Source organism: Rhodococcus sp. GA1, assembly GCF_024321955.1.
Classification (GTDB): Bacteria; Actinomycetota; Actinomycetes; order Mycobacteriales; family Mycobacteriaceae; genus Rhodococcus; species Rhodococcus pyridinivorans.
In genome coordinates, this window is record NZ_CP097186.1 from 4,537,138 (window position 1) to 4,559,981 (window position 22,844).

Sequence of the window (22,844 nt, forward strand, 5' to 3'; positions counted from 1 at the left end):
GCGAGGGAAAGGCGATCGATGAGCACACTCCACAAGTTCAAGGCGTACTTCGGGATGGTGCCGCTCGAGGATTACGAGGACGAGTACCTCGACGATCCGGCGAGTGGCCGCCGCGACCGTGATCGCGACTACGGCGAGGCCACTTATGGCGGCTACGCGCCGTCGCATCGCGACGAGTACGCCCCGTCGCACCGCGAGGAACCGGTTCGCGAGTTCGAGCACGACGAGTTCGACCGGTACGAGCCGGCACCGCGTCCGCGGGTCGAACCCATCACCGCTCGCAGTCCCCGTCCGGCGCCCACCCCGGCCCGCGCGGTTCCCAGCCGTGCACCACTGACGGCGGAGAGCCGGCTCGAGCGCGCCGAGCCCCGGCGTGGTGCGCTCTTCGACGAGGGAGGTCCGTTGTCCAAGATCACCACGTTGCGCCCCCGCGACTACAGCGAGGCGCGCACGATCGGTGAGCGTTTCCGCGACGGAACGCCGGTCATCATGGACCTCGTCGAGATGAGCAACGCCGACGCCAAGCGACTCGTCGACTTCGCGGCCGGGCTCGCCTTCGCGCTGCGCGGTTCGTTCGACAAGGTGGCCACGAAGGTCTTCCTGCTCTCGCCCGCCGACATCGACGTCTCCGCCGAGGAACGGCGGCGTATCGCCGAGACCGGCTTCTACAACCAGCAGTAGTCGACGCGCGCTGCGCGGGCGTGCACACGGCACGTCCGTCGTGGCATGCCCGTCGCCGTCCCTCGAGTGTTCCGACACGCCCGGCCATGATGCAGATCACTGCAGGCCGGGCGTTTCGGTTTTGATCGACCCGTCATCGTCGGGCATTGTGGGCAGGTGGCCGTTTTCGAGGTGCTGTGGTTCCTGCTGTTCATCTTCTGGCTTCTGCTGATCGGGCGGATCATCGTCGAGTTCATCAGAACCTTCGCGCGGGAGTGGAAGCCGTCCGGCTTCGTGGTCGTCGTTCTCGAGGCGATCTTCACGGTCACGGATCCGCCGGTGAAGCTGCTGCGGAGACTGATTCCGCCGCTCAATCTCGGTGGTGTACGGCTCGATCTGTCCATCATGGTCTTGCTGTTCATCGTGTATTTCCTCATGGCATTCCTGCCCAGGGGCGGCGCAGCATGATGCCTGCGTCGGACGTCGGGTCGAGCCGTCCCGGAGCTGCCGTGTGCCACAATGGAGTGCCATATACAGTGGGTTTTGATACGCGTAACGCACTGTCGATTACTCAGAACGCCTGCTTGACCGCTTACTCGACGCGTGAAGGGATCCTTCCATGCCGCTGACACCAGCTGATGTGCACAATGTCGCGTTCAGCAAGCCTCCGATCGGGAAGCGTGGTTACAACGAGGACGAGGTCGACGCCTTCCTCGATCTCGTCGAGCAGGAGTTGACGAACCTCATCGAGGAGAACGCCGACCTGCGTCAGCGGGTCGCCGAACTCGACCAGGAGCTTGCCGAAGCCAAGAAGGCGCCGCGCAGCGCGTCGTCGTCCGCGCCGGCGGCCCCGTCCAAACCCGAACCCGCGCGTGTCGTCGAGACACCCAAGCCGGAACCCGCCCCGGCGCCGGCTCCGGCACCCGTCCCGGTCGCCGCTGCGCCGTCGAGCGGCGACGCGAGCATGCAGGCCGCCAAGGTCCTCGGGCTCGCGCAGGAGATGGCCGACCGCCTCACCGGCGACGCCAAGGCCGAGGCCGAGGAGCTCGTGCGCAACGCTCGGACCAACTCCGAGCAGCTCGTCTCCGACGCCCGCACCCGCAGCGAGGCGATGATCGCCGACGCGCGGCAGAAGTCCGACGCGATGCTCGCCGATGCCCGCACCCGTTCGGAGACCCAGCTGCGTCAGGCCAAGGAGAAGGCCGACGCGCTGCAGGCGGACGCGGAGAAGAAGCACACCGAGATCATGGCCACGATCAACCAGCAGCGTTCGGTGCTGGAGGAGCGCATCGAGCGGCTCAAGACGTTCGAGCGTGAATACCGGGTGCGCCTGAAGTCCTATCTGGAGTCGCAGCTCGAAGAGCTCGAGCAGCGCGGTTCCGCCGTTCCGGTGGACGGTGGACAGGAAGTGTTCAACCAGTCCAACTCGTCGTCGTCGTTCGGATCGTCGTCCTTCGCGAAGGGCAACAGCTGACCGACGGTCTCTCCGGCTGGTGCTGTACGGCCTGGTGCTGTACCTCGGTAGAGGAGGAGCGTCGTGCTCGTCGTCACGCTGGTACTCGCAGCTGTCGGATTCGGTCTTCTCGTCATCGCGTTGATGACCGGTTCGGTGCTCTGGGCATGGGGTTGTATCGCGGTGTGCGTCGTGGGAGCGGTGCTCCTGCTGGCGAGCACGCTCGGCGGACGGAGTTCGGCCGAAGGTGAGTGGGCCGATCCCCGTTCCGTCGGGCAGGCCGGAGCCTCGGGCGGACGTCCCGGTCGGCGTGCATCGCGCCGGCGTCGCGGCGACCGGAATTCTTCGGATCGCTGAAGCGTCCTACAATATGCATCACCGAGCGTGAAGCTCGATCCCGCGATCGCGGGCGGCGTCGATCCGGCCATCACCGGGGAGCCTCCGGAAGAACGGCGACCTTGCCGGTCGCCCAGTAGAACCGGACGGGTGGGCCCGTCACAGCCCGAACGAGTGGCCGTCCCCCGGGACGAGCAAGCGGGGTGGTACCGCGGTGGCCGTGCACGCGCACGGCGATCGTCCCCGTGCCGAGACGTATCCAGGCACGGAGGAGCCACGCTGTGACCGAGAACCACGCTGCACCGGATCCCACCGCAGCAACCGCCGGCAGTACTGCCGGATATCCGCGCGTCGACTACGACCTGCCGCGCGATTCGGGTGTCGACTTCCCGGCGCTCGAAGAGCGTGTGCTCGCGCAGTGGGCCTCCAACGGCACCTTCGAGGCCTCGCTGCGCAACCGCGACGGCGCCGACGAGTTCGTCTTCTACGACGGCCCGCCCTTCGCGAACGGACTCCCGCACTACGGGCACCTGCTCACCGGCTACGTCAAGGACGTCGTCCCGCGTTTCCAGACCATGCTCGGCAAGAAGGTCGACCGTCGCTTCGGCTGGGACTGCCACGGCCTGCCCGCCGAGCTCGAGGCGGAGAAGCAGCTCGGCATCAAGGACAAGTCCGAGATCGACTCGATGGGCGTGGCCGAGTTCAACGCCTACTGCAAGCAGTCGGTGCTGCGCTATACCGGTGAGTGGCGCGACTACGTCACCCGCCAGGCACGCTGGGTCGACTTCGACAACGACTACAAGACCCTCGACCTCGACTTCATGGAGTCGGTCATGTGGGCGTTCAAGTCGCTGTACGAGAAGGGCCTGATCTACCAGGGCTTCCGCGTGCTGCCCTACAGTTGGTACGAGCAGACGCCGCTGTCGAACCAGGAGACCCGTCTCGACGACGCCTACAAGATGCGTCAGGATCCGGCGGTCACCGTCGACATGGTGCTGCGCGCCCCCGGCTCCGAACTCGACGGCGCGTGCGCGCTCATCTGGACCACCACGCCGTGGACCCTGCCGTCCAACCTCGCGATCGCGGTGCACCCCGAGATCGAGTATGTCGCCGTGCGCGGGGCCGACGACAAGACCTACCTGCTCGCGCAGGATCGTCTCGGCCACTACGCCCGCGAACTCGGCGAGGAGCCCGAGGTGCTCGGCCGTTACCGCGGCACCGACCTCGTCGGTCTCGCCTACGAGCCGCCCTTCGACTTCTTCACCGGCCGCGAGAACGCCCACCGGGTGATCGCCGCCGACTACGTCACCACCGAGTCCGGCACCGGAATCGTCCACCTCGCACCGGCTTTCGGTGAAGAGGACATGGAGTACTGCCAGCGCAACGGCATCGAGCTCGTACAGCCGCTCGATCCGGGCGGCAAGTTCACCTCGATGGTGCCGCCGTACGAGGGTCTGCAGGTCTTCGACGCCAACCCGGCCATCATCAAGGACCTCAAGGCCGCCGGAAAGCTTGTGCGGCACGAGACCATCGAGCACTCCTACCCGCACTCGTGGCGGTCGGGTCAGCCGTTGATCTACATGGCGGTGCCGTCGTGGTTCGTCGCCGTCACCCGTTTCCGCGACCGCATGGTCGAGCTCAACCAGCAGATCACGTGGGTGCCCGAGCACATCCGCGACGGTCAGTTCGGCAAGTGGCTCGAAGGTGCCCGCGACTGGAACATCAGCCGTAACCGCTACTGGGGCAGCCCGATCCCGGTGTGGATCTCGGACGACCCGGAGTACCCGCGTGTCGACGTCTACGGTTCGCTCGACGAACTCGAACGCGACTTCGGCGTGCGGCCCACCGACCTGCACCGGCCGATGATCGACGAACTCACCCGGCCGAATCCCGACGACCCGACCGGGAAGTCGACCATGCGTCGCGTCCCCGAGGTCCTCGACTGCTGGTTCGAGTCCGGCTCGATGCCGTTCGCCCAGGTGCACTATCCCTTCGAGAACCGCGACTGGTTCGACACGCACTACCCGGGCGACTTCATCGTCGAGTACAACGGCCAGACCCGCGGCTGGTTCTACACGCTTCACGTCCTGGCCACCGCGTTGTTCGACCGTCCCGCCTTCAAATGCGTTGCCGCCCACGGCATCGTTCTCGGCGACGACGGCCTGAAGATGAGCAAGTCGAAGGGCAACTATCCCGACGTCAACGAGGTCTTCGCCCGCGACGGTTCCGACGCGATGCGCTGGTTCCTCATGTCCTCGCCGATCCTGCGCGGCGGCAACCTCGTCGTCACCGAACAGGGTATTCGCGAGGGCGTGCGGCAGGCGCTGCTGCCGCTGTGGAACGCGTGGAGCTTCCTCCAGCTGTACGCGTCGAAGCCGGGCACCTGGCGGACCGATTCGACGAACGTGCTCGACCGGTACATCCTCGCCAAGCTCGCGCAGACCCGCGACGTCATCACCGAGGCACTCGAGACCGTCGACATCGCCGGGGCGTGCGACGAACTGCGCACCTTCTGCGACGCGCTGACCAACTGGTACGTGCGCCGCTCGCGGAACCGGTTCTGGGACGAGGACACCGACGCGATCGACACCCTCCACACGGTGCTCGAGGTCGTCACGCGCCTGGCCGCGCCGCTGCTGCCGATGGCGTCCGAGGTGATCTGGCGGGGTCTGACCGGTGGTCGGTCGGTGCACCTGGCGGACTGGCCGGCGGCCGGCGACCTGCCCTCGGATCCCGCGCTCGTCGCGGCGATGGACGAGGTGCGCGGGGTGTGCTCGACCGTGCTGTCGCTGCGCAAGGCCCAGAAGCTGCGCGTGCGACTCCCGCTGCCCGAGGTGACGGTCGCGACGCCGGGTTCGTCGCATCTCGATCCGTTCGTCGACCTCATCAAGGACGAGGTCAACGTCAAGCGGGTCGTGACCACCGACGACGTCGAGGCCCACGGCCGGTTCGAGGTGGTCGTCAACGCGCGTGCCGCCGGTCCCCGTCTCGGCAAGGACGTGCAGACGGTCATCAAGGCCGTCAAGGCGGGAGACTGGACGCAGGCGGAGGACGGCACGGTCACCGCGGCCGGCATCGCCCTGCTGCCCGAGGAGTACACCAGCCGTCTCGTCGCGGCCGAGCCGGAATCCACCGCCGCGCTGCCGGGTGGCAACGGCCTGGTGGTCCTCGACACGACCGTCACCGAGGAACTCGAGGCCGAGGGCTGGGCCAAGGACCGCATCCGCGAATTCCAGGACGCGCGCCGCAACCTCGGCCTGGAGGTCTCCGACCGCATCTCGGTGCGGTTCGAGGTTCCCGCCGAACGCGCCGAATGGGCCGACCGCCACCGGGATCTGATCGCCGGCGAGATCCTCGCCACGACCTTCGAGCTCGGCGCCCCCGAAGGCGAGGCGATCGAACTCGGCGAAGGAACCCGCGCGTCCATCGTCAGGGCGTGACCGGGCCGGTGCTTCCGGAAGGACCGAGCGTCCTTCCGGAAGCACCGACCTGCGGCCTCCCACCGGACGTGTGGGTGCGGCGCACTAGTCTCGACACGTGCCCGCTTCCGTGAGTCGGCGCTGGGTGTTGCACCTGGATCTCGACGCGTTCTTCGCGTCCGCCGAGCAGTTGACCCGGCCGACCCTGCGGGGCCGGCCGGTCCTCGTCGGTGGGCTCGGTGCCCGCGGGGTGGTGGCCGGCGCGAGCTACGAGGCCCGCGTCTACGGTGCGCGCTCTGCCATGCCGATGAGCCGGGCACGGCGCCTCGTCGGACCGGCGGCGGTCGTGCTGCCTCCGCGCGGAATCCTCTACCGCGAACTGAGCGGACTCGTCTTCGACACCCTGCGCGCCCGGATCCCGATCCTCGAGACCCTCTCTCTCGACGAGGCGTTCGCCGAACCTCTCGAACTCGCCGGCGCCGACGCCGACGAGGTCGAACGCTTCTGTTCCGAGTTACGCGAACACGTCAGGGAGAAAACAGGTCTCGTCGCCTCCATCGGGGCCGGATCGGGTAAGCAGATCGCGAAGATCGGGTCCGGTCTCGCGAAACCGGACGGGCTGCTCGTCGTCCGGCCCGAAGGCGAACTCCCGTTGCTGCACAGCCTGCCGGTGCGCAAGCTGTGGGGGATCGGTCCGGTGGCCGAGGACCGGTTGCGGCGACTCGGCATCGAGACCATCGGAGATCTCGCGGCGCTGCCCGTCGCCGAGGCGGCGTCGATCCTCGGCGGCACCATCGGGCCGGGACTGCACCGGCTCGCCAACGGATTCGACGACCGGCCCGTCGCGGAGCGCGCCGAGGCGAAACAGGTCAGCGCCGAGACCACCTTTCCCACGGACATCGTCGCGATGCCCGGACTGCGGCGGGCGATCGCCGCGTCGGCGACCGCCGCGCACACACGCCTGCGCAAGGACGGGCGTGCCGCCCGCACGGTGGTGCTCAAGCTGCGCAAGGCCGACATGTCGGTGCTCACCCGGTCGTCGACCCTGCCCTACGCCACCGAGGACGTGCAGGTGCTCACCGCCGCCGCCCAGCGCCTCGCGCTCGATCCCCTCGAGATCGGCCCCGTCCGGCTCGTCGGGGTGGGTTATGCGGGTCTGTCCGCGATCGCGCAGGACACCCTGTTCCCCGAACTCGACCGGACGACGACCGAGGAGATCGGACCGGCCGAGGAGGGCGACGAGGAGCGCGTCGTGGCGAGCGGGCCGACCACCCGGTGGACGCCGGGCGCCGACGTCTGCCATCCCGAATTCGGGCACGGATGGGTGCAGGGCGCGGGCCACGGCGTGGTCACCGTCCGCTTCGAGACACGCAGCACGGGTCCGGGACCAGCGCGGACGCTCGACGAGAACGATCCCGACCTCACCGTCGCCGACCCGCTCGCGAGCCTGAACTGAAACATGTTCCCGGCGCCCTCATGGTCTTCTTACTACCGCCGGGTACTCTTGCGGGCGATCCGCTGCCGGATGACCGAGCACGACGAACACATCGTGCACGACCGAACGAGAAGGACGAGAAGTTGAAGCTTCGCAAGATCACCGTCGCCACCGTGGCGCTCGCCGCCGCCCTCACGATGTCCGCCTGCAGCTCGGACGACGGCGGTAGCTCCTCCGAGACGACCGCGAAGACCAGCACGACCACGACCGCCGCGGCTCCGGCCGTCGACTACCCGCCGGTGCCCACCGTCGAGGAGCTCAACGCCGACCTCGCGCGCGCCTTCGACCTGAGCGTCCCGGCCGCCGAGAAGACCGACCTGGTCCAGGGCGCCGAGGAGGATCCGGAGCTGATCAACATGGTCGCCCAGGCGGCCAACGACGCCGGCGTGCAGGTCAACGTCGTCGACGTGACCGACAACGAGAACGGCACGATCACCGCCGGTGTCGAGATGGCGCTCGCGGGCAGCGACCAGCCGTCCTTCGGAACGGTCGACTTCGTCGCCGAGGACGACACCTGGAAGGTGTCGAAGGACTATGCGTGCTCCATCGTCATCAACATGGCGCAGCTGCAGTCCCCGGCCTGCGCATGATGTAGTACTCGTCCCGAACGAACCGACGGCCGGCGCGGATCATCCGCGCCGGCCGTCGGCGTTCGTCCATCTTCCGGACTACCGATCCGGGGTGTTCCAGCCCACGCGGTCGACCTGCGACTGCGACAGGCGTGTTCCGCCGTCCGGCTCGACGTAGGTCTGATCGCCCCGCACCGTCAGTTCTCCGCCGACGGGCAGGGGGAGCGACGCGTCGATCGTCATCGACCCCTCACCGGCCATCGTGTACTGCTCGATGTCGAGACGGCCCTGTCCGTTCGGCAGCACCCAGGTGGACTCGCGCGGTGTCTGTTCGACCCTCACGTCGACCGTGATGCGGTCGTCCTCCCGCTCGACGAGCGTCGCCGTCCCGACCTGGTCGAGGGTGATGCCCGCGCTCATCACCTGCTGGTGGATCTCCCACACCGCGCCCACCCCGACGGCTTCCTCCGGGAACGAGACGATGCGATAGACGGCCTGGTAGAAGGCCTGCTCGATCGCCGACCGTGCGATATTCGCCGCATCGGGAGTGGGCTCGAGGCGCAGCGCACTGATCGCGCCGGTGGGGCCGATCGTCAGTCCGGCTCCGGAACCCTCGGCATCGGACAGTGCCGATCCGAGCGTCTCGTCCGGCGACGTCGCCGATCCGACGGTGATGTCGACCACGGTGCTCGGGTCCTCGTCGGAGACCGCCCGCTCGACCGTCGCCGAGAGCGGAAGGGTCAGCTCGGGAGTGGAGAAGTCCTGCTGCGGGTCGTCGCCGACGCGCTGGAAGACCTCGGACCGGGTGGTGAGGACGACGCCCTGCTGCACCCCGGCCTCCGGTACGAGCCGCACCACCGATCGGGGTTCGGCACCGGGGTCGAGCACTGTCGTGGTCACCGCCGACACCGGCACCGTCACCTCCGTCGATGTCGCCGCCGTGACGGCGGGCGCGCCGTCCGAAGGACTACCGCAACCGGCGACGAGAGCGGAGAGGGACAGCACAGCCGCGAGGGCACACGGCCCCGAGCGGGGGAATCTGGACAGCGCAGGCACGCCACCCAGGGTAGCCACGACGGGAGGGGGAACCGCCGCGGTCGTCCGGTAGGGGATGATGGAGCGGTGACGAACGAAGCTTCCCGACCCGACCGCGACGCGGAGACGCCGGTTCCCGGTCGTGCCGACGAGCCGTCCCCCTCCGTCGGCCGGCGCATGCTGCGGCCGCTGCTGCTCGTGGCGCTCGTCGTCTACGTCGCGGATCTGGTGACGAAGGTGCTCGCCGTCCACTACATCGACCCAGCCGATCCGATCTCGATCGTCGGCGACACGGTCACCCTGACACTCGTCCGCAATCCCGGTGCCGCGTTCTCCATGGCCACGGGCATGACCTGGTTGCTCACGCTGGTCGCGATCGCCGTCGTCGTCGGCGTCGTGAAGATCGGCCGGACCCTGAGATCGAGGTGGTGGGCGCTCGGCCTCGCCCTCGTCCTCGGGGGAGCGCTCGGCAATCTCACCGACCGTCTGTTCCGCTCGCCCGGACCGCTGCAGGGCCACGTCGTCGACTTCGTGTCGGTCGGATGGTGGCCGGTGTTCAACGTCGCCGACTCGGCCATCGTGTGCGGAGCGATCCTGCTCGTGGCCTTGACCGTCTTCGGCGTCGAACCCGACGGTGGTGCCTCGAAGGGCCGGGACGCAGCGCCGGGTGCGGACGAAACGAGAAAGGAATCACACCAGTGAGGGAAACCCGCGCGATGCCCGTACCCGACGGGCTCGACGGGATGCGTGTCGATGCAGGCCTCGCGCGCCTGCTCGGTCTGTCCCGGACCGTGGTCGCCATGCTCACCGAGGAGGGCGCCGTCGTGGTCGACGGCGCGGCGGTGGGCAAGTCCGACCGACTGTCCGCAGGCTCCTGGCTCGAGGTGGAACTGCCCGAGCCGCCCCGCCCCCTGACCATCGAGGCCCAGCCCGTCGAGGGCATGGAGATTCTCTACGCCGACGACGACATCGTCGCGGTCGACAAGCCCGTGGGTGTCGCCGCCCACGCGAGCGTCGGCTGGACCGGACCGACTGTGATCGGCGGCCTCGCCGCCGCCGGCTACCGGATCTCCACGTCCGGCGCCCACGAACGCCAGGGCATCGTGCACCGGCTCGACGTGGGCACCTCCGGCGTCATGGTGGTCGCGACGTCCGAACGCGCCTACACCGTCCTCAAGCGCGCCTTCAAGGAACGCACGGTCGACAAGCGGTACCACGCGCTCGTCCAGGGGCATCCCGACCCGAGCAGCGGCACCATCGACGCACCGATCGGCCGCCACCGCAGCAGCGACTGGAAGTTCACGGTCACCGCCGACGGCAAACCCAGCGTGACGCACTACGACACGATCGAGGCGTTCCAGGCCGCGAGCCTGCTCGACATCCATCTCGAGACCGGTCGGACCCATCAGATCCGGGTGCACTTCTCGGCACTGCGTCACCCCTGCTGCGGCGACCTCACCTACGGAGCCGACCCACGTCTCGCGGCGCGTCTCGGTCTCGAACGGCAGTGGCTGCACGCGTGCACCCTCGGGTTCTCGCACCCGACGCGCGGGCACTGGGTCGAGATCACCAGCAAGTACCCTCCGGATCTCGAACACGCGCTCGCCGTGTTGCGCAACGCCTGACCGATGGGACGTGTCCTGCCCTGGGCGTCGGTCGTCGTTCTCGTCGTCGCGGTGCTCGTCGCCGGGTGGACCTCACCGCCGCGGACGGCCCCCGTGGGGAGCGACACCCTCGGCCCCGACAACGGGGAAGCGGTCGCCGACTATCTGGCACGGGCCGCGGACAGTTTGAGCGAGGCGGCAACGGACGGAGACCTCGAGCACTGGGGACTGGTGTCCTTCACCGACGCCGTCGGCATCGACCGGGTAGTCGAACGCACCGACGAGGTGCGCGTGGCGCAGGTGCTGTTCCGCGTCCCGATCGACCGCGTCCAGACACCACTGGTGCCGGTCGCGGTGCCGGAGAACCCGGAGGCGGTGCGTCGTGCCCCCTCGGTCGCCGCGGGCCGGCTGAGCCTGGTGGAGTTCGGGACCGAACGCGCCGCGCGGGTCGGGGCGGTCTCCGCGCAGCGGCTCGCCGACGGCTGCGACTGCGTCGTCGCGGCGGTGCTCCGGGGTACTCCCTCACAGTTCCGGGCCGTCGCCGACGCCCCGGACGTGCGGGCCGTGGAGGCCCTGCCCGCAGACGCGATCGCGGGACGCTTCGCGGTGACCCCGCTGCTGCCCACCCACGTCGAGACGGTCGTGCCCGGCCCGGACGACGGGGAAGTGTGACGGTGCGGTGGATCCCGTCTCGGAACGACAGTGTCTCGGAACGACAGTGTCTCGGAACGACAGTGTCTCGGAACGACAGTGTCTCGGAACGACAGCGCACCGGCGGCGCCGTAGGGTGAGCCGGTGAGCGACTCGGAGGGTCGGAACGACTCGGAGCAGCGGAACATCGTGCGCACCGGGGTGCTGTGCGGTCTGGGTGCCTACGGATTGTCGGGACTGTTCCCCGTCTACTTCGGTCTGCTCGAACCCGCCGGCGCCGTCGAGATCCTCGCGCACCGCGTGCTGTGGACCCTCGTGCTCATGCTGATCGTGCTGGGCGTCATGGGACGCCTCGGCACCCTGCGCGGCCTGTCGGCCCGCACCTGGGGCCTGGTCGCCGCGGCGTCCACCGCGATCGCGGTCAACTGGGGCGTCTACATCTACGGCGTCGTCTCGGGCCGGGTCGTGGAGACCGCACTCGGCTACTTCATCAACCCGCTCGTCAGCGTGGTATTCGGTGTCCTGTTCTTCCGGGAACGATTGCGGCCGGCGCAGATCGCGGCGCTGGTGCTCGCGGTGTGCGCGGTGGTGGTCATCACCGTCGACTACGGCAGACCACCGATCATCGCCTTGACCCTGGCGCTGTCCTTCGCGTCCTACGGGGTGATCAAGAAGATCGTGCCGCTCGATCCGCGCACGTCCCTGACAGGGGAGGGGATCGTCGCGGCCCCGTTCGCGCTCGGGTACGTGATCTTCCTCGCGGTGACCGGCACCGGCACCTTCCTCGGGCACGGCGTGGATCACACGGCTCTGCTCGTATCGGCGGGGCTGGTGACCGCAGTGCCGCTGCTGCTCTTCGGCGCGGCCGCACAACGGGTCCCGCTCGCGACACTCGGCATGCTGCAGTACCTCACGCCGAGCCTGCAGATGACGTGGGGTGTGGTGGTGCTCGGGGAGGACATGCCTGCCTCGCGGTGGATCGGTTTCGTCCTGATCTGGATCGCCCTGGCGGTGTACAGCACGGACGCGCTCGTGCGGGCCCGTCGTCAGCGTGCCGTGGTCACTGCGGAGCCTCGCGCGGCTTAGACTCGTCTCTGCCCACAGACATCCCGGGAGAGGCACGCGTGGCTGACTCGTTCGTTCATCTGCACACCCACACCGAGTACTCGATGCTCGACGGTGCCGCGAAGGTCGGACCGTTGTTCAAGGAGGCCGAACGGCTGGGGATGCCGGCCGTGGGCATGACCGACCACGGAAACATGTACGGCGCCAGCGAGTTCTACAACGTCGCCAAGAAGTTCGGCATCAAGCCGATCATCGGCATCGAGGCGTACGTCGCGCCGGAGTCGCGCTTCTCCACCAAGCGTGTGCAGTGGGGTGATCCCGGCCAGAAGTCCGACGACGTCTCCGGCTCGGGTGCCTACACCCACATGACGATGGTCGCCGAGAACTCGACGGGCCTGCGGAACCTGTTCAAGCTGTCCTCCCTCGCATCGATCGAGGGTCAGCTCGGCAAGTGGGCCCGTATGGACGAAGAGCTCATCGCCCACCATCACGAGGGCATCATCGCCACGACCGGCTGCCCGTCGGGCGAGATCCAGACGCGCCTGCGCCTCGGCCACGAGCGCGAAGCGCTCGAAGCCGCCGCGAAGTGGCAGGAGATCTGGGGCAAGGACAACTTCTTCCTCGAGCTGATGGACCACGGCCTGTCCATCGAGCGCCGTGTGCGCGAGGGTCTGATCGAGATCGGCCGCAAGCTCGACATCCCGCCGCTGGTGACCAACGACTGCCACTACGTCACCAAGGATGCGGCCGCGAACCACGAGGCGCTGCTGTGCATCCAGACCGGTAAGACCCTCTCCGATCCCACCCGGTTCAAGTTCGACGGCGACGGCTATTACCTCAAGTCGGCGCAGGAGATGCGCGAGCAGTGGGACCGCGAGGTGCCGGGTGCGTGCGACAACACGCTGCTCATCGCCGAGCGCGTGCAGTCCTACGAGGACGTGTGGACCCACCGCGACCGGATGCCGATCTTCCCGGTGCCGGAAGGGGAGACGCAGGCGAGCTGGTTGCACAAGGAGGTCATGCGCGGCCTCGACCGTCGCTTCCCCGCCGGCCCGCCCCGCGAGTACGTCGAGCGCGCCGAGTACGAGATCAGCGTCATCAACCAGATGGGCTTCCCCGCCTACTTCCTCGTCGTCGGCGACCTCATCAACCACGCCCGCGAGGTCGGCATCCGCGTCGGCCCCGGCCGTGGTTCGGCCGCCGGTTCGCTCGTCGCCTACGCGATGGGCATCACCAACATCGACCCGATCCCGCACGGTCTGCTGTTCGAGCGGTTCCTCAACCCCGAGCGCGTGTCGATGCCCGATATCGATATCGACTTCGACGATCGTCGCCGCGGTGAGATGGTGCGCTACGCCACCGAGCGGTGGGGCAACGACAAGGTCGCCCAGGTCATCACGTTCGGCACCATCAAGACGAAGGCCGCGATCAAGGACTCCGCGCGAGTGCAATTCGGCCAGCCCGGATTCGCGATCGCCGACCAGATCACCAAGGCACTTCCGCCGCCGATCATGGCGAAGGACATCCCGGTCTCGGGTATCACCGATCCGAGTCACGAGCGGTACAAGGAAGCCGCCGAGGTTCGTCAGCTGATCGAGTCCAACCCGGACATCAAGAAGATCTACGACACTGCGCTCGGGCTCGAGGGCCTGATCCGCAACGCCGGCGTCCACGCCTGCGCGGTGATCATGTCGTCCGAGCCGCTCATGGACGCGATCCCGCTGTGGAAGCGCGCGCAGGACGGCGCGATCATCACCGGCTGGGATTATCCGTCCTGCGAGGCCATCGGCCTGCTGAAGATGGACTTCCTCGGTCTGCGCAACCTCACCGTCATCGGCGACGCGATCGAGAACATCAAGGTCAACCGCGGGATCGATCTCGACCTCGACACCCTCCCGCTGGAGGATCCGGCGACCTACGAACTGCTCGCGCGTGGCGACACGCTCGGCGTGTTCCAGCTCGACGGCAGCGCCATGCGCGACCTGCTGCGCCGCATGCAGCCCACCGGCTTCGAGGACATCGTCGCGGTGCTCGCGCTGTACCGCCCCGGCCCGATGGGCATGAACGCGCACAACGACTACGCCGACCGCAAGAACGGGCGGCAAGAGGTCAAGCCGATCCACCCCGAGCTCGAGGAACCGCTGAAGGAGATCCTCGCCGATACCTACGGCCTGATCGTCTACCAGGAGCAGATCATGCAGATCGCTCAGAAGGTGGCCGGTTACTCGCTCGGACAGGCAGACCTGCTGCGTCGCGCGATGGGTAAGAAGAAGAAGGAGATCCTCGACGAGGCCTACGACGGCTTCGCGCAGGGCATGAAGGACAACGGCTTCTCGCAGGCGGCGATCACCGCGCTGTGGGACACCGTTCTGCCCTTCGCCGGTTACGCGTTCAACAAGTCGCACGCCGCCGGCTACGGCCTGGTCTCGTTCTGGACCGCCTACCTCAAGGCGAACTACCCGGCCGAGTACATGGCCGGTCTGCTCACCTCCGTCGGCGACGACAAGGACAAGGCCGCGGTCTATCTGTCCGACTGCCGCAAGATGGGCATCACGGTGCTGCCGCCGGACGTCAACGAGTCGCACACCAACTTCATGTCGGTGGGTGAGGACATCCGGTTCGGCCTCGGCGCCGTCCGCAACGTCGGCACGAACGTGGTCGCCTCGATCATCAAGGGGCGGGAGGAGAAGGGCCGCTACACCGACTTCTCCGACTATCTCAACAAGATCGACACCGTCGCGTGTTCGAAGAAGGTCACCGAATCCCTCATCAAGGCAGGTGCATTCGATTCGCTCGGACACCCGCGCAAGGGATTGATGCTCGTCCACGCCGACGCGATCGACGCGGTGATGAGCACGAAGAAGGCCGAGGCCATCGGCCAGTTCGACCTGTTCGGCGGCGACGACGCCGACGAGTCCGTCGCCGCGGTGTTCAACATCCGCATCCCCGAGGAGGAATGGGACACCAAGCACCGCCTCGCCCTCGAACGGGAGATGCTCGGCCTGTACGTCTCCGGGCACCCGCTCAACGGCGTCGAGCACGTCCTCGCGTCCCAGGCCGACACCCAGATCCCCGCGATCCTCGAAGGCGCGCTCAAGGACGGCAGCCAGGTCACCGTCGGCGGCATCCTCGCCTCGGTGAACCGGCGCATCAACAAGAACGGTCTCGCCTGGGCGTCCGCGCAGCTCGAGGACCTCACCGGTGGCATCGAGGTGCTGTTCTTCCCGCAGTCCTACGCCGTCTACGGCATGGACGTCGTGGAGGACTCGGTGGTGCTGGTCAAGGCCCGGGTGTCGATCCGTGACGACCGGATCTCCCTGATCGCCAACGATCTCGCCGTCCCCGACCTGTCGCAGATCGGGGTCGCGAAGCCGGTCTCGGTGTCGATGCCCACCCGGTTGTGCACCCCCGACAAGGTCGGTGCCCTCAAGAATGTGCTCACGCGCCATCCCGGTTCGTCCGACGTGCACGTGCGGCTCGTCACCGGCAGCAAGGTCACCGTCCTCAAGCTCGACGACAGCCTGCGGGTCGAAGCGTCGTCGGCGCTCATGGGCGACCTCAAGGCCCTGCTCGGGCCGGGCTGCCTGGCCACCTAGCGGTCCGCCGCGCGGCGCAAGCCCTTCGGTGAGCGTCGCGCGGGAAGCCGGGGTCGGCCGGTGCGTCTAGGAACGGAGTGCGTGCTGCTGGGCCTTGCGGACCCACCACACGACGACGGTGACCGCAGCGGCACCGATGACGGCGCTCTGGGCGCTGGTGGTGACGACGAGGACCACGAGCAGGGTCAGGAGACCGGCCGCGAGTGCTTCGAGCTTGTACAGGGGCCAGATCGTGCCGGCGATGTCCACACCGTCGGTGCGCTCACGGTGTATCCGGGGGTCGAGCACGGACATCGCGGTGCACCTCCTGTAGACCGAGCGACTGTAGGCCGGGCGGAATTCTTTCTTCAGGATAGGCGCAGGGAAGAGTTCGGGCCACCGAACTCGACGATCGGGCGGCGACTGCTACAACGATTGTGTTGACTGGTCGGTATGCCACTGCACGGAGAATACGAACCGAGTCCCGTCGAATGGAGCGCCAAGCAGGTCGAGGAGTACGAGTCGTCGGGCGGAACCCGCGGCACCACCCTCCAGGGTCGACCGGTCATCATCCTGACCACGGTCGGCGCCAAGTCCGGCAAGCTCCGCAAGATCCCTCTCATGCGGGTCGAGCACGAGGGTAGGTACGCCGCTGTCGCCTCGCTCGGCGGTGCACCGAAGCATCCCGTTTGGTACCACAACATCGTCGCGAACCCGCACGTCGAGGTCAGGGACCGCACCGAGGTGTGGGACATGACCGCCCGCGAGGTCCACGGCGAGGAGAAGGCGCAGTGGTGGGAACGTGCCGTCGAGGCGTTCCCGCCCTACGCGGAGTACCAAGAGAAGACCGACCGCGAGATCCCCGTCTTCGTTCTCGAACCGGTCGAAGGCTCGTAGACCGAGCACGCTCGGACGGACTGTGCTGCTACCCCCTCGATGCGGATCCCGCCGTGGTGGTCGAATCGGGGGAGTGGCAGCATTGACGGGTGACCTCCACTTCGCGAACAGCAGAACCGATGACCGTGACCGCCGTGCCCTGCGCGGCCGACATCGATGCGGCTGCCGAGCGAATTTCGGAGGCGGTCGACCCAACGCCACTCGAGCGCAGCCCTCGACTCTCGGCGCTCGTAGGCGCCAACGTCTACCTCAAGCGGGAGGACCTCACCCGGGTGCGGTCCTTCAAGCTCCGTGGGGCGTACAACGCCATGGCGCAGCTCGACGCGGCCGAGCGCGCCGCGGGCGTCGTCACGGCCAGCGCCGGTAATCACGCGCAGGGTGTCGCCTACGCGTGCCGGGTGATGGGAATCCAGGGCCGGATCTACGTGCCCACCCGCACTCCCAAGCAGAAGCGCGATCGGATCCGTGTCCACGGCGGCGACAGCGTCGAACTCATCGGTGTCGGCGACACCTTCGACGCCGCGGCCGCAGCGGCAGCCGACGATGCGATCCGCACCGGTGCGACGATGATCCCGCCCTTCGACGACGCCCGCACCGCTGCCGGGCAGGGCACCATCGCGCGCGAGGTCCTCGAACAGCTCGACGGCGATCTCGACGTCGTGCTCGTCCCCGTGGGCGGGGGCGGCCTCATCGCCGGTGTCGCCGCCTATCTGCGCGAGCGGTCCCCACGCACGTCGATCGTCGGCGTCGAGCCGGCGGGTGCAGCGTCGATGACCGCCGCGCTGGTCGCGGGCGGTCCCGTCACGCTGCCGGAGGTCGAGCCGTTCGTCGACGGCGCTGCGGTCAAGCGGATCGGCGACGTCCCCTACGCCGTGGTCTCCGAACTCGGTGCCGAGGTCGTGTCCCATTCGAGCCTGCCGCTCGTGGCTACGCTGCGCCGGGAGGGGCTCGGCCGGGCCCCGTTCGGGATGACCCAGATCGACGAGGGCGCGCTGTGCACCACGATGCTCGATCTGTACCAGAACGAGGGCATCATCGCCGAGCCCGCCGGCGCCCTGTCGGTCGCTGCCCTCGAGTCGATCTCGGTGCAGCCCGGAGCGAACGTGGTGTGCCTGGTGTCGGGCGGCAACAATGACGTCTCACGCTACGGCGAGATCATCGAGCGGTCGCTCGTCCACCGCGGGCTCAAACACTATTTCCTCGTGGACTTCCCCCAGGAGCCCGGCGCACTGCGGCGGTTCCTGGACGAAGTCCTCGGACCGGACGACGACATCACCCTGTTCGAGTACGTCAAGCGCAACAACCGGGAGACCGGCGCTGCCCTCGTCGGTATCGAACTGGGTGCCGCGGAAGACCTTTCGGCTCTGCTCAATCGCATGGACGCGTCGCCGATCGACGCGCAGCGACTCGAGCCGGGGTCGCCGGCCTACCGTTATCTGACGTAACCGGGTGGCCCGGTCACGTCACGGTTGGTGTGCGGTCACCAGCGATTGCACACCAGCCATGGGCCCCACCAATAGCAGTCGGGCCGCCAGTAGTGGTTCCGGTGATGGTCGCGGTCGTACTTCTTGTCGTGATGGTTGTAGTTCTTGTCGTGATCGTGGTGGTCGTACTTTCCGTGGTCGTCGTGTCCTCCGCTGACATTCACGATCCCGGGTGCTGTGTCGACGGTGGGGGTCGCCGATGCGACTCCGGCGGGAGCGAGGACGAGGGCGGTGCTGAGGAATACACTCGCCAGAATCTTCTTGGGTTGCATGGTGATTCACCTCGAGAATTCGACGGTACTTGAGACGGTACTCGCCCACTCGTGGCATAATCAACGACTTTTTTCGCCTGACGAACGTTATCGGCGGGGCATCTCGGGAGCCTCCAGGATCGCGAAGGACCAGCCCGGGATCAACACTGCGGACTCGGTGCGGTTGACCACCGGTTCGTCCCACCAGAGCAGTGGTTTCCCGCCGACCGGCACGGTGACGGGGTCGGGTCCGAGATTGCACGCCACGCGCAGCGCCCCGCGGTGCACGACGAGCCATTTCTCGTCCTCGTCGTACGTCACGTGCACGTGCTCGAGCCAGGGATCGGTGAGCTCGGCACGGTCCCGCCGGAGCGCGATGAGCGCGCGGTAGCACTCCAGCAACCGGGCGTGCCCGCCCTCGTCGCGTTCGTCCCAGCGCAGCTTCGAGCCGATGAAGGTCTCCGGAGCCTGCGGGTCGGGTACGTCGGCGGCGTCCCAGCCGTGTTCGGCGAACTCGCGCCGGCGACCCTCGACCACGGCCGCGGCGAGTTCCGGTTCGGGATGCGACGTGAAGTACCGGAAGGGTGTGCTCGCACCCCACTCCTCGCCCATGAACAACATCGGCGTGAACGGGGACGTGAGCACGAGCGCCGCCTTGAGGGCGAGCTGACCGGGCTCGAGATAGGCACCCGGCCGGTCGCCGAGCGCCCGGTTGCCGACCTGATCGTGCGTGCAGGTGTAGGCGACCAGACCGCTCGCCGGCGTGCGCCGGGTGTCGAGCGGGCGCCCGTGGACCCGGCCGCGGAAGCTCGAATACGTCCCGGCGTGGAAGAAGCCGTGCCCGAGCGTGTACGCGAGGCAGTCCAGCGAACCGAAGTCGCCGTAGTAGCCCTGCCGTTCACCGGACACCGCCGCGTGGATCGCGTGGTGGACGTCGTCGGCCCACTGCGCGTGCAGTCCGTATCCACCGCCGGGCCGGGGAGTGATCAGCTTCGGATCGTTGAGGTCCGATTCGGCGATCAACGACAGGGGGCGGCCGAGATGGGCGGACAGGCGGAACGTCTCGACCGACAGTTCCTCGAGGAGGTGTGTGGCGGTGTGGTCGATCAGCGCGTGCACGGCGTCGAGCCGGAGGGCGTCGACGTGGAAGTCGCGGAACCAGCGCAGCGCATTGTCGAGGATGTACCGGCGCACCTCCCCGGATCCGGGACCGTCGAGGTTGATGTTGTCGCCCCAGATTCCCGGGGCCGCGGAGAGATAGGGACCGAAGCGGCCCAGATAGTTCCCCGACGGACCGAGATGGTTGTAGACGACGTCGAGTGCCACCGCCAGTCCGCGCGCGTGGGCGGCGTCGACGAAACGCTGCAGGGCATCGGGGCCACCGTAGGGTTCGTGCACCGCGTACCAGAGCACGCCGTCGTAGCCCCATCCGTGGGTGCCGTTGAACGCGTTGAGCGGCATGAGTTCGACGAACTCGACACCGAGGTCCACGAGTTCGTCGAGACGGTCGATCGCCGAGTCGAGTGTGCCCTCGGGGGTGAAGGTCCCCACGTGCATCTCGTAGACGATGCTTCCTGTCAGTTGCCGGCCGGTCCAGCCGTGGTCGGTCCACTTCGTCTCGTCGAGCACGTGGAGCTGCGACGGCTCGTGCACGCCCTCCGGCTGCCGCGGAGATCGCGGGTCGGGAAGGACCGTCCCGGTGTCGTCGTCGAGCACGAAACCGTATCGGGTGTCGGGAGCGACGTCGACGGTGGTGCGCCACCAGCCGTCGTCGCCGCGTTGCATGTCGTGGAACCGTCCGTCGGCGAACAGTCGGACGGACGACGGGATCGGAGCCCAGACCTCGAAGGTGTGCACTCGACCAGCATGCCGTGTCGGAGGCGTCGGTGCAGGGGATGGCGCCACCGGCGTCCCACCCTGCCGCGCGTCAATTTTGTTGCAGCTGCAATGCACTCGATACTGGGGGAGTGAACCCGAATCCCGAGCGAGCCCGCCGACGGTACACCTCACCGTTGCGGGAGGAAGCGGCCCGCCGAACCCGCGAGACGATCCGCGACGCCGCGGCGCGGCTGTTCGTTCGCGACGGCTACGTCAGCACCACCGTCAAGAACATCGCGGACGAAGCGGGTGTGGCGGTGCGGACGGTGTTCACCGCCTTCCCCGGCGGCAAGGCGGAGATCTTCCGCGAGGCGCTCGATCACGCGGTGGCCGGCGACGGCGATCCGCGCGCGGTCGCGGCGGCGGATCCGGAATCGTCCCACGGCAGCGGCGCGGTCTCGCACGTCGACCTCGTGGTCGAGCAGGTGGTCCGCTACGGCACCGCGATGCTCGAACGCGCGGGCGGGCTGCTCATGACCTCCGTGGAATCATCGGGGGCGGACCCCGACATGCGTCGTTTCGCCGCGGACGACGCGAAGGCGACGGCCGAGAACGCCCGCACCCTCGCGGAAGGACTCGAACACGCCGGCTGGCTGCGCGAGGACGTCACCGTCGAGCACGCGGCCGATGTCCTGTTCACCCTGAGTTCCCCGCAGGTGCACGCGCTGCTGAGACGGGATCGCGGATGGGACGTCGACCAGTACCGTCAGTGGCTCTCGGGGACGCTGCGCGCGACGCTGTTGCGACGAACGGCGCCGTGACGGAGTCGGTTCAGTCGTCGCCGCAGTCGTCGAGGTAGAGCCACTCGCCGTCCTCCCGCACGAACCGGCTGTGCTCGCGCATCGAGTCGGGCACCCCGTCCGCCGTCCAGTGCGCGCGGAAGTCCACCGTGCCGGTCGTATGCAGGAATCCGCCTCCGGTGATGTGCAGGACCTCGAGCCCGGTCCAGCGCTGACCGGGGTCGAACTCGATCGAGCGCGGACGTGTGGACGGGTGCCAGGTGCGCAGCAGGTGCGCCGCATCGCGCGTCGCGAATGCCGTGTACCGCGAACGCATCAGCCGTTCGGCGGTGGGCGCGCTCGCACCGGCCAGCAGCGGCCCGCAGCATTCGGACAGGGGAACGCCGCGACCGCACGGGCACGGGGAATCCGGGCGGGTGTCGGTGCTGCGGTCGGCTCTGCTCATGGCCACAGTCTCCCCCGATGGGCTCGATCGCCCGGCCTCGGGGCGGTCAGAGCGGGAGCGGACGATGCCGGGCGTGAATGATGTTCTCGGACCGCGCGCTCCGGAGCGCTCCGTGATGCAGAATGCCGGACATGAATGCGCAGCGCTATGTCGGGGTCGTGGGGCCGGGTGAAGCCACGCCCGAACAGCGACGCCTCGCCCGCCAGGTCGGGGGACTCCTCGCCGGACGCCGGGCCGTCGTGGTCACCGGCGGTCTCGGTGGGGTGATGGCGGCAGCCTGCCGTGGCGCTGTGGAAGCCGGTGGGACGACCCTCGGCCTGCTGCCCGGAGACGACCGTGCCGAGGGCAATCCCTATCTGACGGTGGCCGTTCCCACGGGCCTCGGAGAGATGCGCAACGCGCTGCTCGTGCGCAGCAGCGACGCGTTGATCGCGGTGGGTGGAAGCTGGGGCACCATGAGCGAGATCGCGCTCGCGGTCCGCATCGGTGTTCCGGTCATCGCGATCGGCGGTTGGCGGATGCCCGCCGCCGGAGTGCTCGATGTCGAATCGCCCGCCGAGGCCGTCGAGTGCCTGCACGCACTGTTGTGGCGCAAGGACCCGATGTGAGCCGACCGTGACGACGCAGTGGGCACGACGCAGTAGGCACGACACCGTAGACGCGACGATGCCCGCCGATCCGGATCGGCGGGCATCGTCTGTTGTGGGCTCCTGTGGAGCAGGAATCTACGAGCCGGAGTTGGTGAGCTCGTAACGGCGGCGGTACTCCTCCTTGGACGTCTCGCTGATGTCGACGTCGGTGGCGCGGGCGCGCAGGGCGCCGACGGTGGCCTCCTCACGCGGGATGTGCTCGAAGGGATCCCAGTCGAAGAACTTCGCGGCGTTGGCGAAGGTGATCTTGTCGATCTCCTCGTCGGTGCACTCGCACGCGTCGAGTTCCTCCTCGAGCATCTCGGGGGAGTTCGGCCACGTCGAGTCGGAGTGCGGGTAGTCGCATTCCCACGCGATGGTGTCGACGCTGAGCCGGCGACGGTTGTTCAGTCCGCTCGGTTCAGTGATGTAGCAGGCGAGGAAGTTCTTGCGCCACACGTCCGTCGGGCTCATGCCGGCCGGCAGGAAGCTGGTGCCGGTCCGGGACTGGTTGACGACGTGGTCGTCGATGCTGATCATCACCATGTCTTCGGTCTTCATCGAATCCTCTCCCTGACTGCGCAAAGTCCTGTCGGCGACGGCGCTCGCGATGAGAACTAGATTTCCGTATTAGAGAACATAAATCAAGGACTGCTGC

22 protein-coding genes are annotated in these 22,844 nt (G+C 68.1%); 16 read left to right on the forward strand and 6 right to left on the reverse strand.

The features are described from left to right. Nucleotides 1-18: 18 nt before the first annotated feature. The 7 genes from M3330_RS21180 (at nt 19) to M3330_RS21210 (ending at nt 7,953) form a co-directional block, all read left to right on the forward strand. Nucleotides 19-681, forward strand: a complete 663-nt coding sequence (locus M3330_RS21180) for a cell division protein SepF (RefSeq protein ID WP_006554133.1) — start codon at nt 19-21, stop codon at nt 679-681. A gap of 156 nt (nt 682-837) precedes the next feature. Beyond that, a complete protein-coding gene (locus M3330_RS21185; RefSeq protein WP_006554132.1) occupies nt 838-1,128 on the forward strand; it encodes a YggT family protein in 291 nt (96 codons plus the stop codon). A gap of 151 nt (nt 1,129-1,279) precedes the next feature. Continuing rightward, complete coding sequence (locus tag M3330_RS21190; protein ID WP_006554131.1) at nt 1,280-2,134, forward strand: DivIVA domain-containing protein; 855 nt, start codon at nt 1,280-1,282, stop codon at nt 2,132-2,134. A gap of 63 nt (nt 2,135-2,197) precedes the next feature. Then, nucleotides 2,198-2,470, forward strand: a complete 273-nt coding sequence (locus M3330_RS21195; protein ID WP_006554130.1) for a hypothetical protein — start codon at nt 2,198-2,200, stop codon at nt 2,468-2,470. A 260-nt stretch (nt 2,471-2,730) separates the two neighbouring features. Further along, nucleotides 2,731-5,889 carry an isoleucine--tRNA ligase gene (gene ileS, locus M3330_RS21200; RefSeq protein ID WP_255026235.1) on the forward strand — a complete coding sequence of 1,053 codons (3,159 nt, stop codon included), beginning with the start codon at nt 2,731-2,733 and terminating at the stop codon, nt 5,887-5,889. Nucleotides 5,890-6,013: 124 nt separating this feature from the next. Continuing rightward, complete coding sequence (locus tag M3330_RS21205; RefSeq protein ID WP_255028971.1) at nt 6,014-7,324, forward strand: DNA polymerase IV; 1,311 nt, start codon at nt 6,014-6,016, stop codon at nt 7,322-7,324. A gap of 122 nt (nt 7,325-7,446) precedes the next feature. Beyond that, complete coding sequence (locus M3330_RS21210) at nt 7,447-7,953, forward strand: hypothetical protein (protein WP_024101260.1); 507 nt, start codon at nt 7,447-7,449, stop codon at nt 7,951-7,953. 78 nt (nt 7,954-8,031) lie between these two features. Here M3330_RS21210 and M3330_RS21215 read toward each other — a convergent pair whose 3' ends face one another. Further along, entirely contained in the window at nt 8,032-8,988 is a 957-nt protein-coding gene (locus tag M3330_RS21215; RefSeq protein WP_255026237.1) for a hypothetical protein, read from the reverse strand. Nucleotides 8,989-9,054: 66 nt separating this feature from the next. Here M3330_RS21215 and lspA point away from each other — a divergent pair, with 66 nt between their 5' ends. From lspA to dnaE, 5 genes are all read left to right on the forward strand, one after another. Continuing rightward, nucleotides 9,055-9,669, forward strand: coding sequence for a signal peptidase II (gene lspA / locus M3330_RS21220; protein WP_033097611.1), 615 nt, complete (start codon nt 9,055-9,057; stop codon nt 9,667-9,669). A gap of 14 nt (nt 9,670-9,683) precedes the next feature. Next, nucleotides 9,684-10,592: an RluA family pseudouridine synthase gene (locus tag M3330_RS21225; protein ID WP_170318568.1), complete on the forward strand. Its 909-nt coding sequence runs from the start codon at nt 9,684-9,686 to the stop codon at nt 10,590-10,592. 3 nt (nt 10,593-10,595) lie between these two features. Continuing rightward, the gene (locus tag M3330_RS21230; protein ID WP_255026238.1) at nt 10,596-11,243 is read left to right on the forward strand and encodes a hypothetical protein; all 648 of its coding nucleotides are present in this window, start codon (nt 10,596-10,598) and stop codon (nt 11,241-11,243) included. 165 nt (nt 11,244-11,408) lie between these two features. Then, nucleotides 11,409-12,308 (forward strand): EamA family transporter RarD, encoded by a 900-nt coding sequence (rarD, locus tag M3330_RS21235; RefSeq protein ID WP_255028972.1) that lies wholly within the window; start codon nt 11,409-11,411, stop codon nt 12,306-12,308. A 38-nt stretch (nt 12,309-12,346) separates the two neighbouring features. Beyond that, nucleotides 12,347-15,883 carry a DNA polymerase III subunit alpha gene (dnaE, locus tag M3330_RS21240; protein WP_071935181.1) on the forward strand — a complete coding sequence of 1,179 codons (3,537 nt, stop codon included), beginning with the start codon at nt 12,347-12,349 and terminating at the stop codon, nt 15,881-15,883. Nucleotides 15,884-15,949: 66 nt separating this feature from the next. Here dnaE and M3330_RS21245 read toward each other — a convergent pair whose 3' ends face one another. Continuing rightward, a complete protein-coding gene (locus M3330_RS21245) occupies nt 15,950-16,177 on the reverse strand; it encodes a hypothetical protein (protein WP_254582996.1) in 228 nt (75 codons plus the stop codon). 138 nt (nt 16,178-16,315) lie between these two features. Between M3330_RS21245 and M3330_RS21250 the strand changes: the two genes are divergently transcribed. Then, entirely contained in the window at nt 16,316-16,759 is a 444-nt protein-coding gene (locus M3330_RS21250) for a nitroreductase family deazaflavin-dependent oxidoreductase (protein ID WP_024101255.1), read from the forward strand. Between the two features lie 119 nt (nt 16,760-16,878). Continuing rightward, complete coding sequence (ilvA, locus tag M3330_RS21255) at nt 16,879-18,204, forward strand: threonine ammonia-lyase IlvA (RefSeq protein WP_255026239.1); 1,326 nt, start codon at nt 16,879-16,881, stop codon at nt 18,202-18,204. A 35-nt stretch (nt 18,205-18,239) separates the two neighbouring features. On the opposite strand, the gene M3330_RS21260 is transcribed toward ilvA, so the two are convergent. Both M3330_RS21260 and treZ read right to left on the reverse strand, forming a co-directional pair. Next, the gene (locus M3330_RS21260; RefSeq protein WP_019289739.1) at nt 18,240-18,515 is read right to left on the reverse strand and encodes a hypothetical protein; all 276 of its coding nucleotides are present in this window, start codon (nt 18,513-18,515) and stop codon (nt 18,240-18,242) included. Between the two features lie 87 nt (nt 18,516-18,602). Beyond that, entirely contained in the window at nt 18,603-20,351 is a 1,749-nt protein-coding gene (gene treZ, locus M3330_RS21265; RefSeq protein ID WP_255026241.1) for a malto-oligosyltrehalose trehalohydrolase, read from the reverse strand. A 110-nt stretch (nt 20,352-20,461) separates the two neighbouring features. Here treZ and M3330_RS21270 point away from each other — a divergent pair, with 110 nt between their 5' ends. Next, complete coding sequence (locus tag M3330_RS21270) at nt 20,462-21,133, forward strand: TetR/AcrR family transcriptional regulator (protein WP_024101252.1); 672 nt, start codon at nt 20,462-20,464, stop codon at nt 21,131-21,133. Nucleotides 21,134-21,143: 10 nt separating this feature from the next. Here the strand turns inward: M3330_RS21270 and M3330_RS21275 are convergent, their stop codons facing one another. Further along, a complete protein-coding gene (locus M3330_RS21275) occupies nt 21,144-21,557 on the reverse strand; it encodes a YchJ family protein (RefSeq protein ID WP_033097615.1) in 414 nt (137 codons plus the stop codon). A 122-nt stretch (nt 21,558-21,679) separates the two neighbouring features. On the opposite strand from M3330_RS21275, the gene M3330_RS21280 reads away from it, so the two are divergent. Then, nucleotides 21,680-22,165, forward strand: a complete 486-nt coding sequence (locus M3330_RS21280; RefSeq protein WP_006554113.1) for a TIGR00725 family protein — start codon at nt 21,680-21,682, stop codon at nt 22,163-22,165. A gap of 117 nt (nt 22,166-22,282) precedes the next feature. On the opposite strand, the gene M3330_RS21285 is transcribed toward M3330_RS21280, so the two are convergent. After that, nucleotides 22,283-22,747 carry a hypothetical protein gene (locus tag M3330_RS21285; RefSeq protein WP_255026243.1) on the reverse strand — a complete coding sequence of 155 codons (465 nt, stop codon included), beginning with the start codon at nt 22,745-22,747 and terminating at the stop codon, nt 22,283-22,285. Nucleotides 22,748-22,844: the final 97 nt, after the last annotated feature.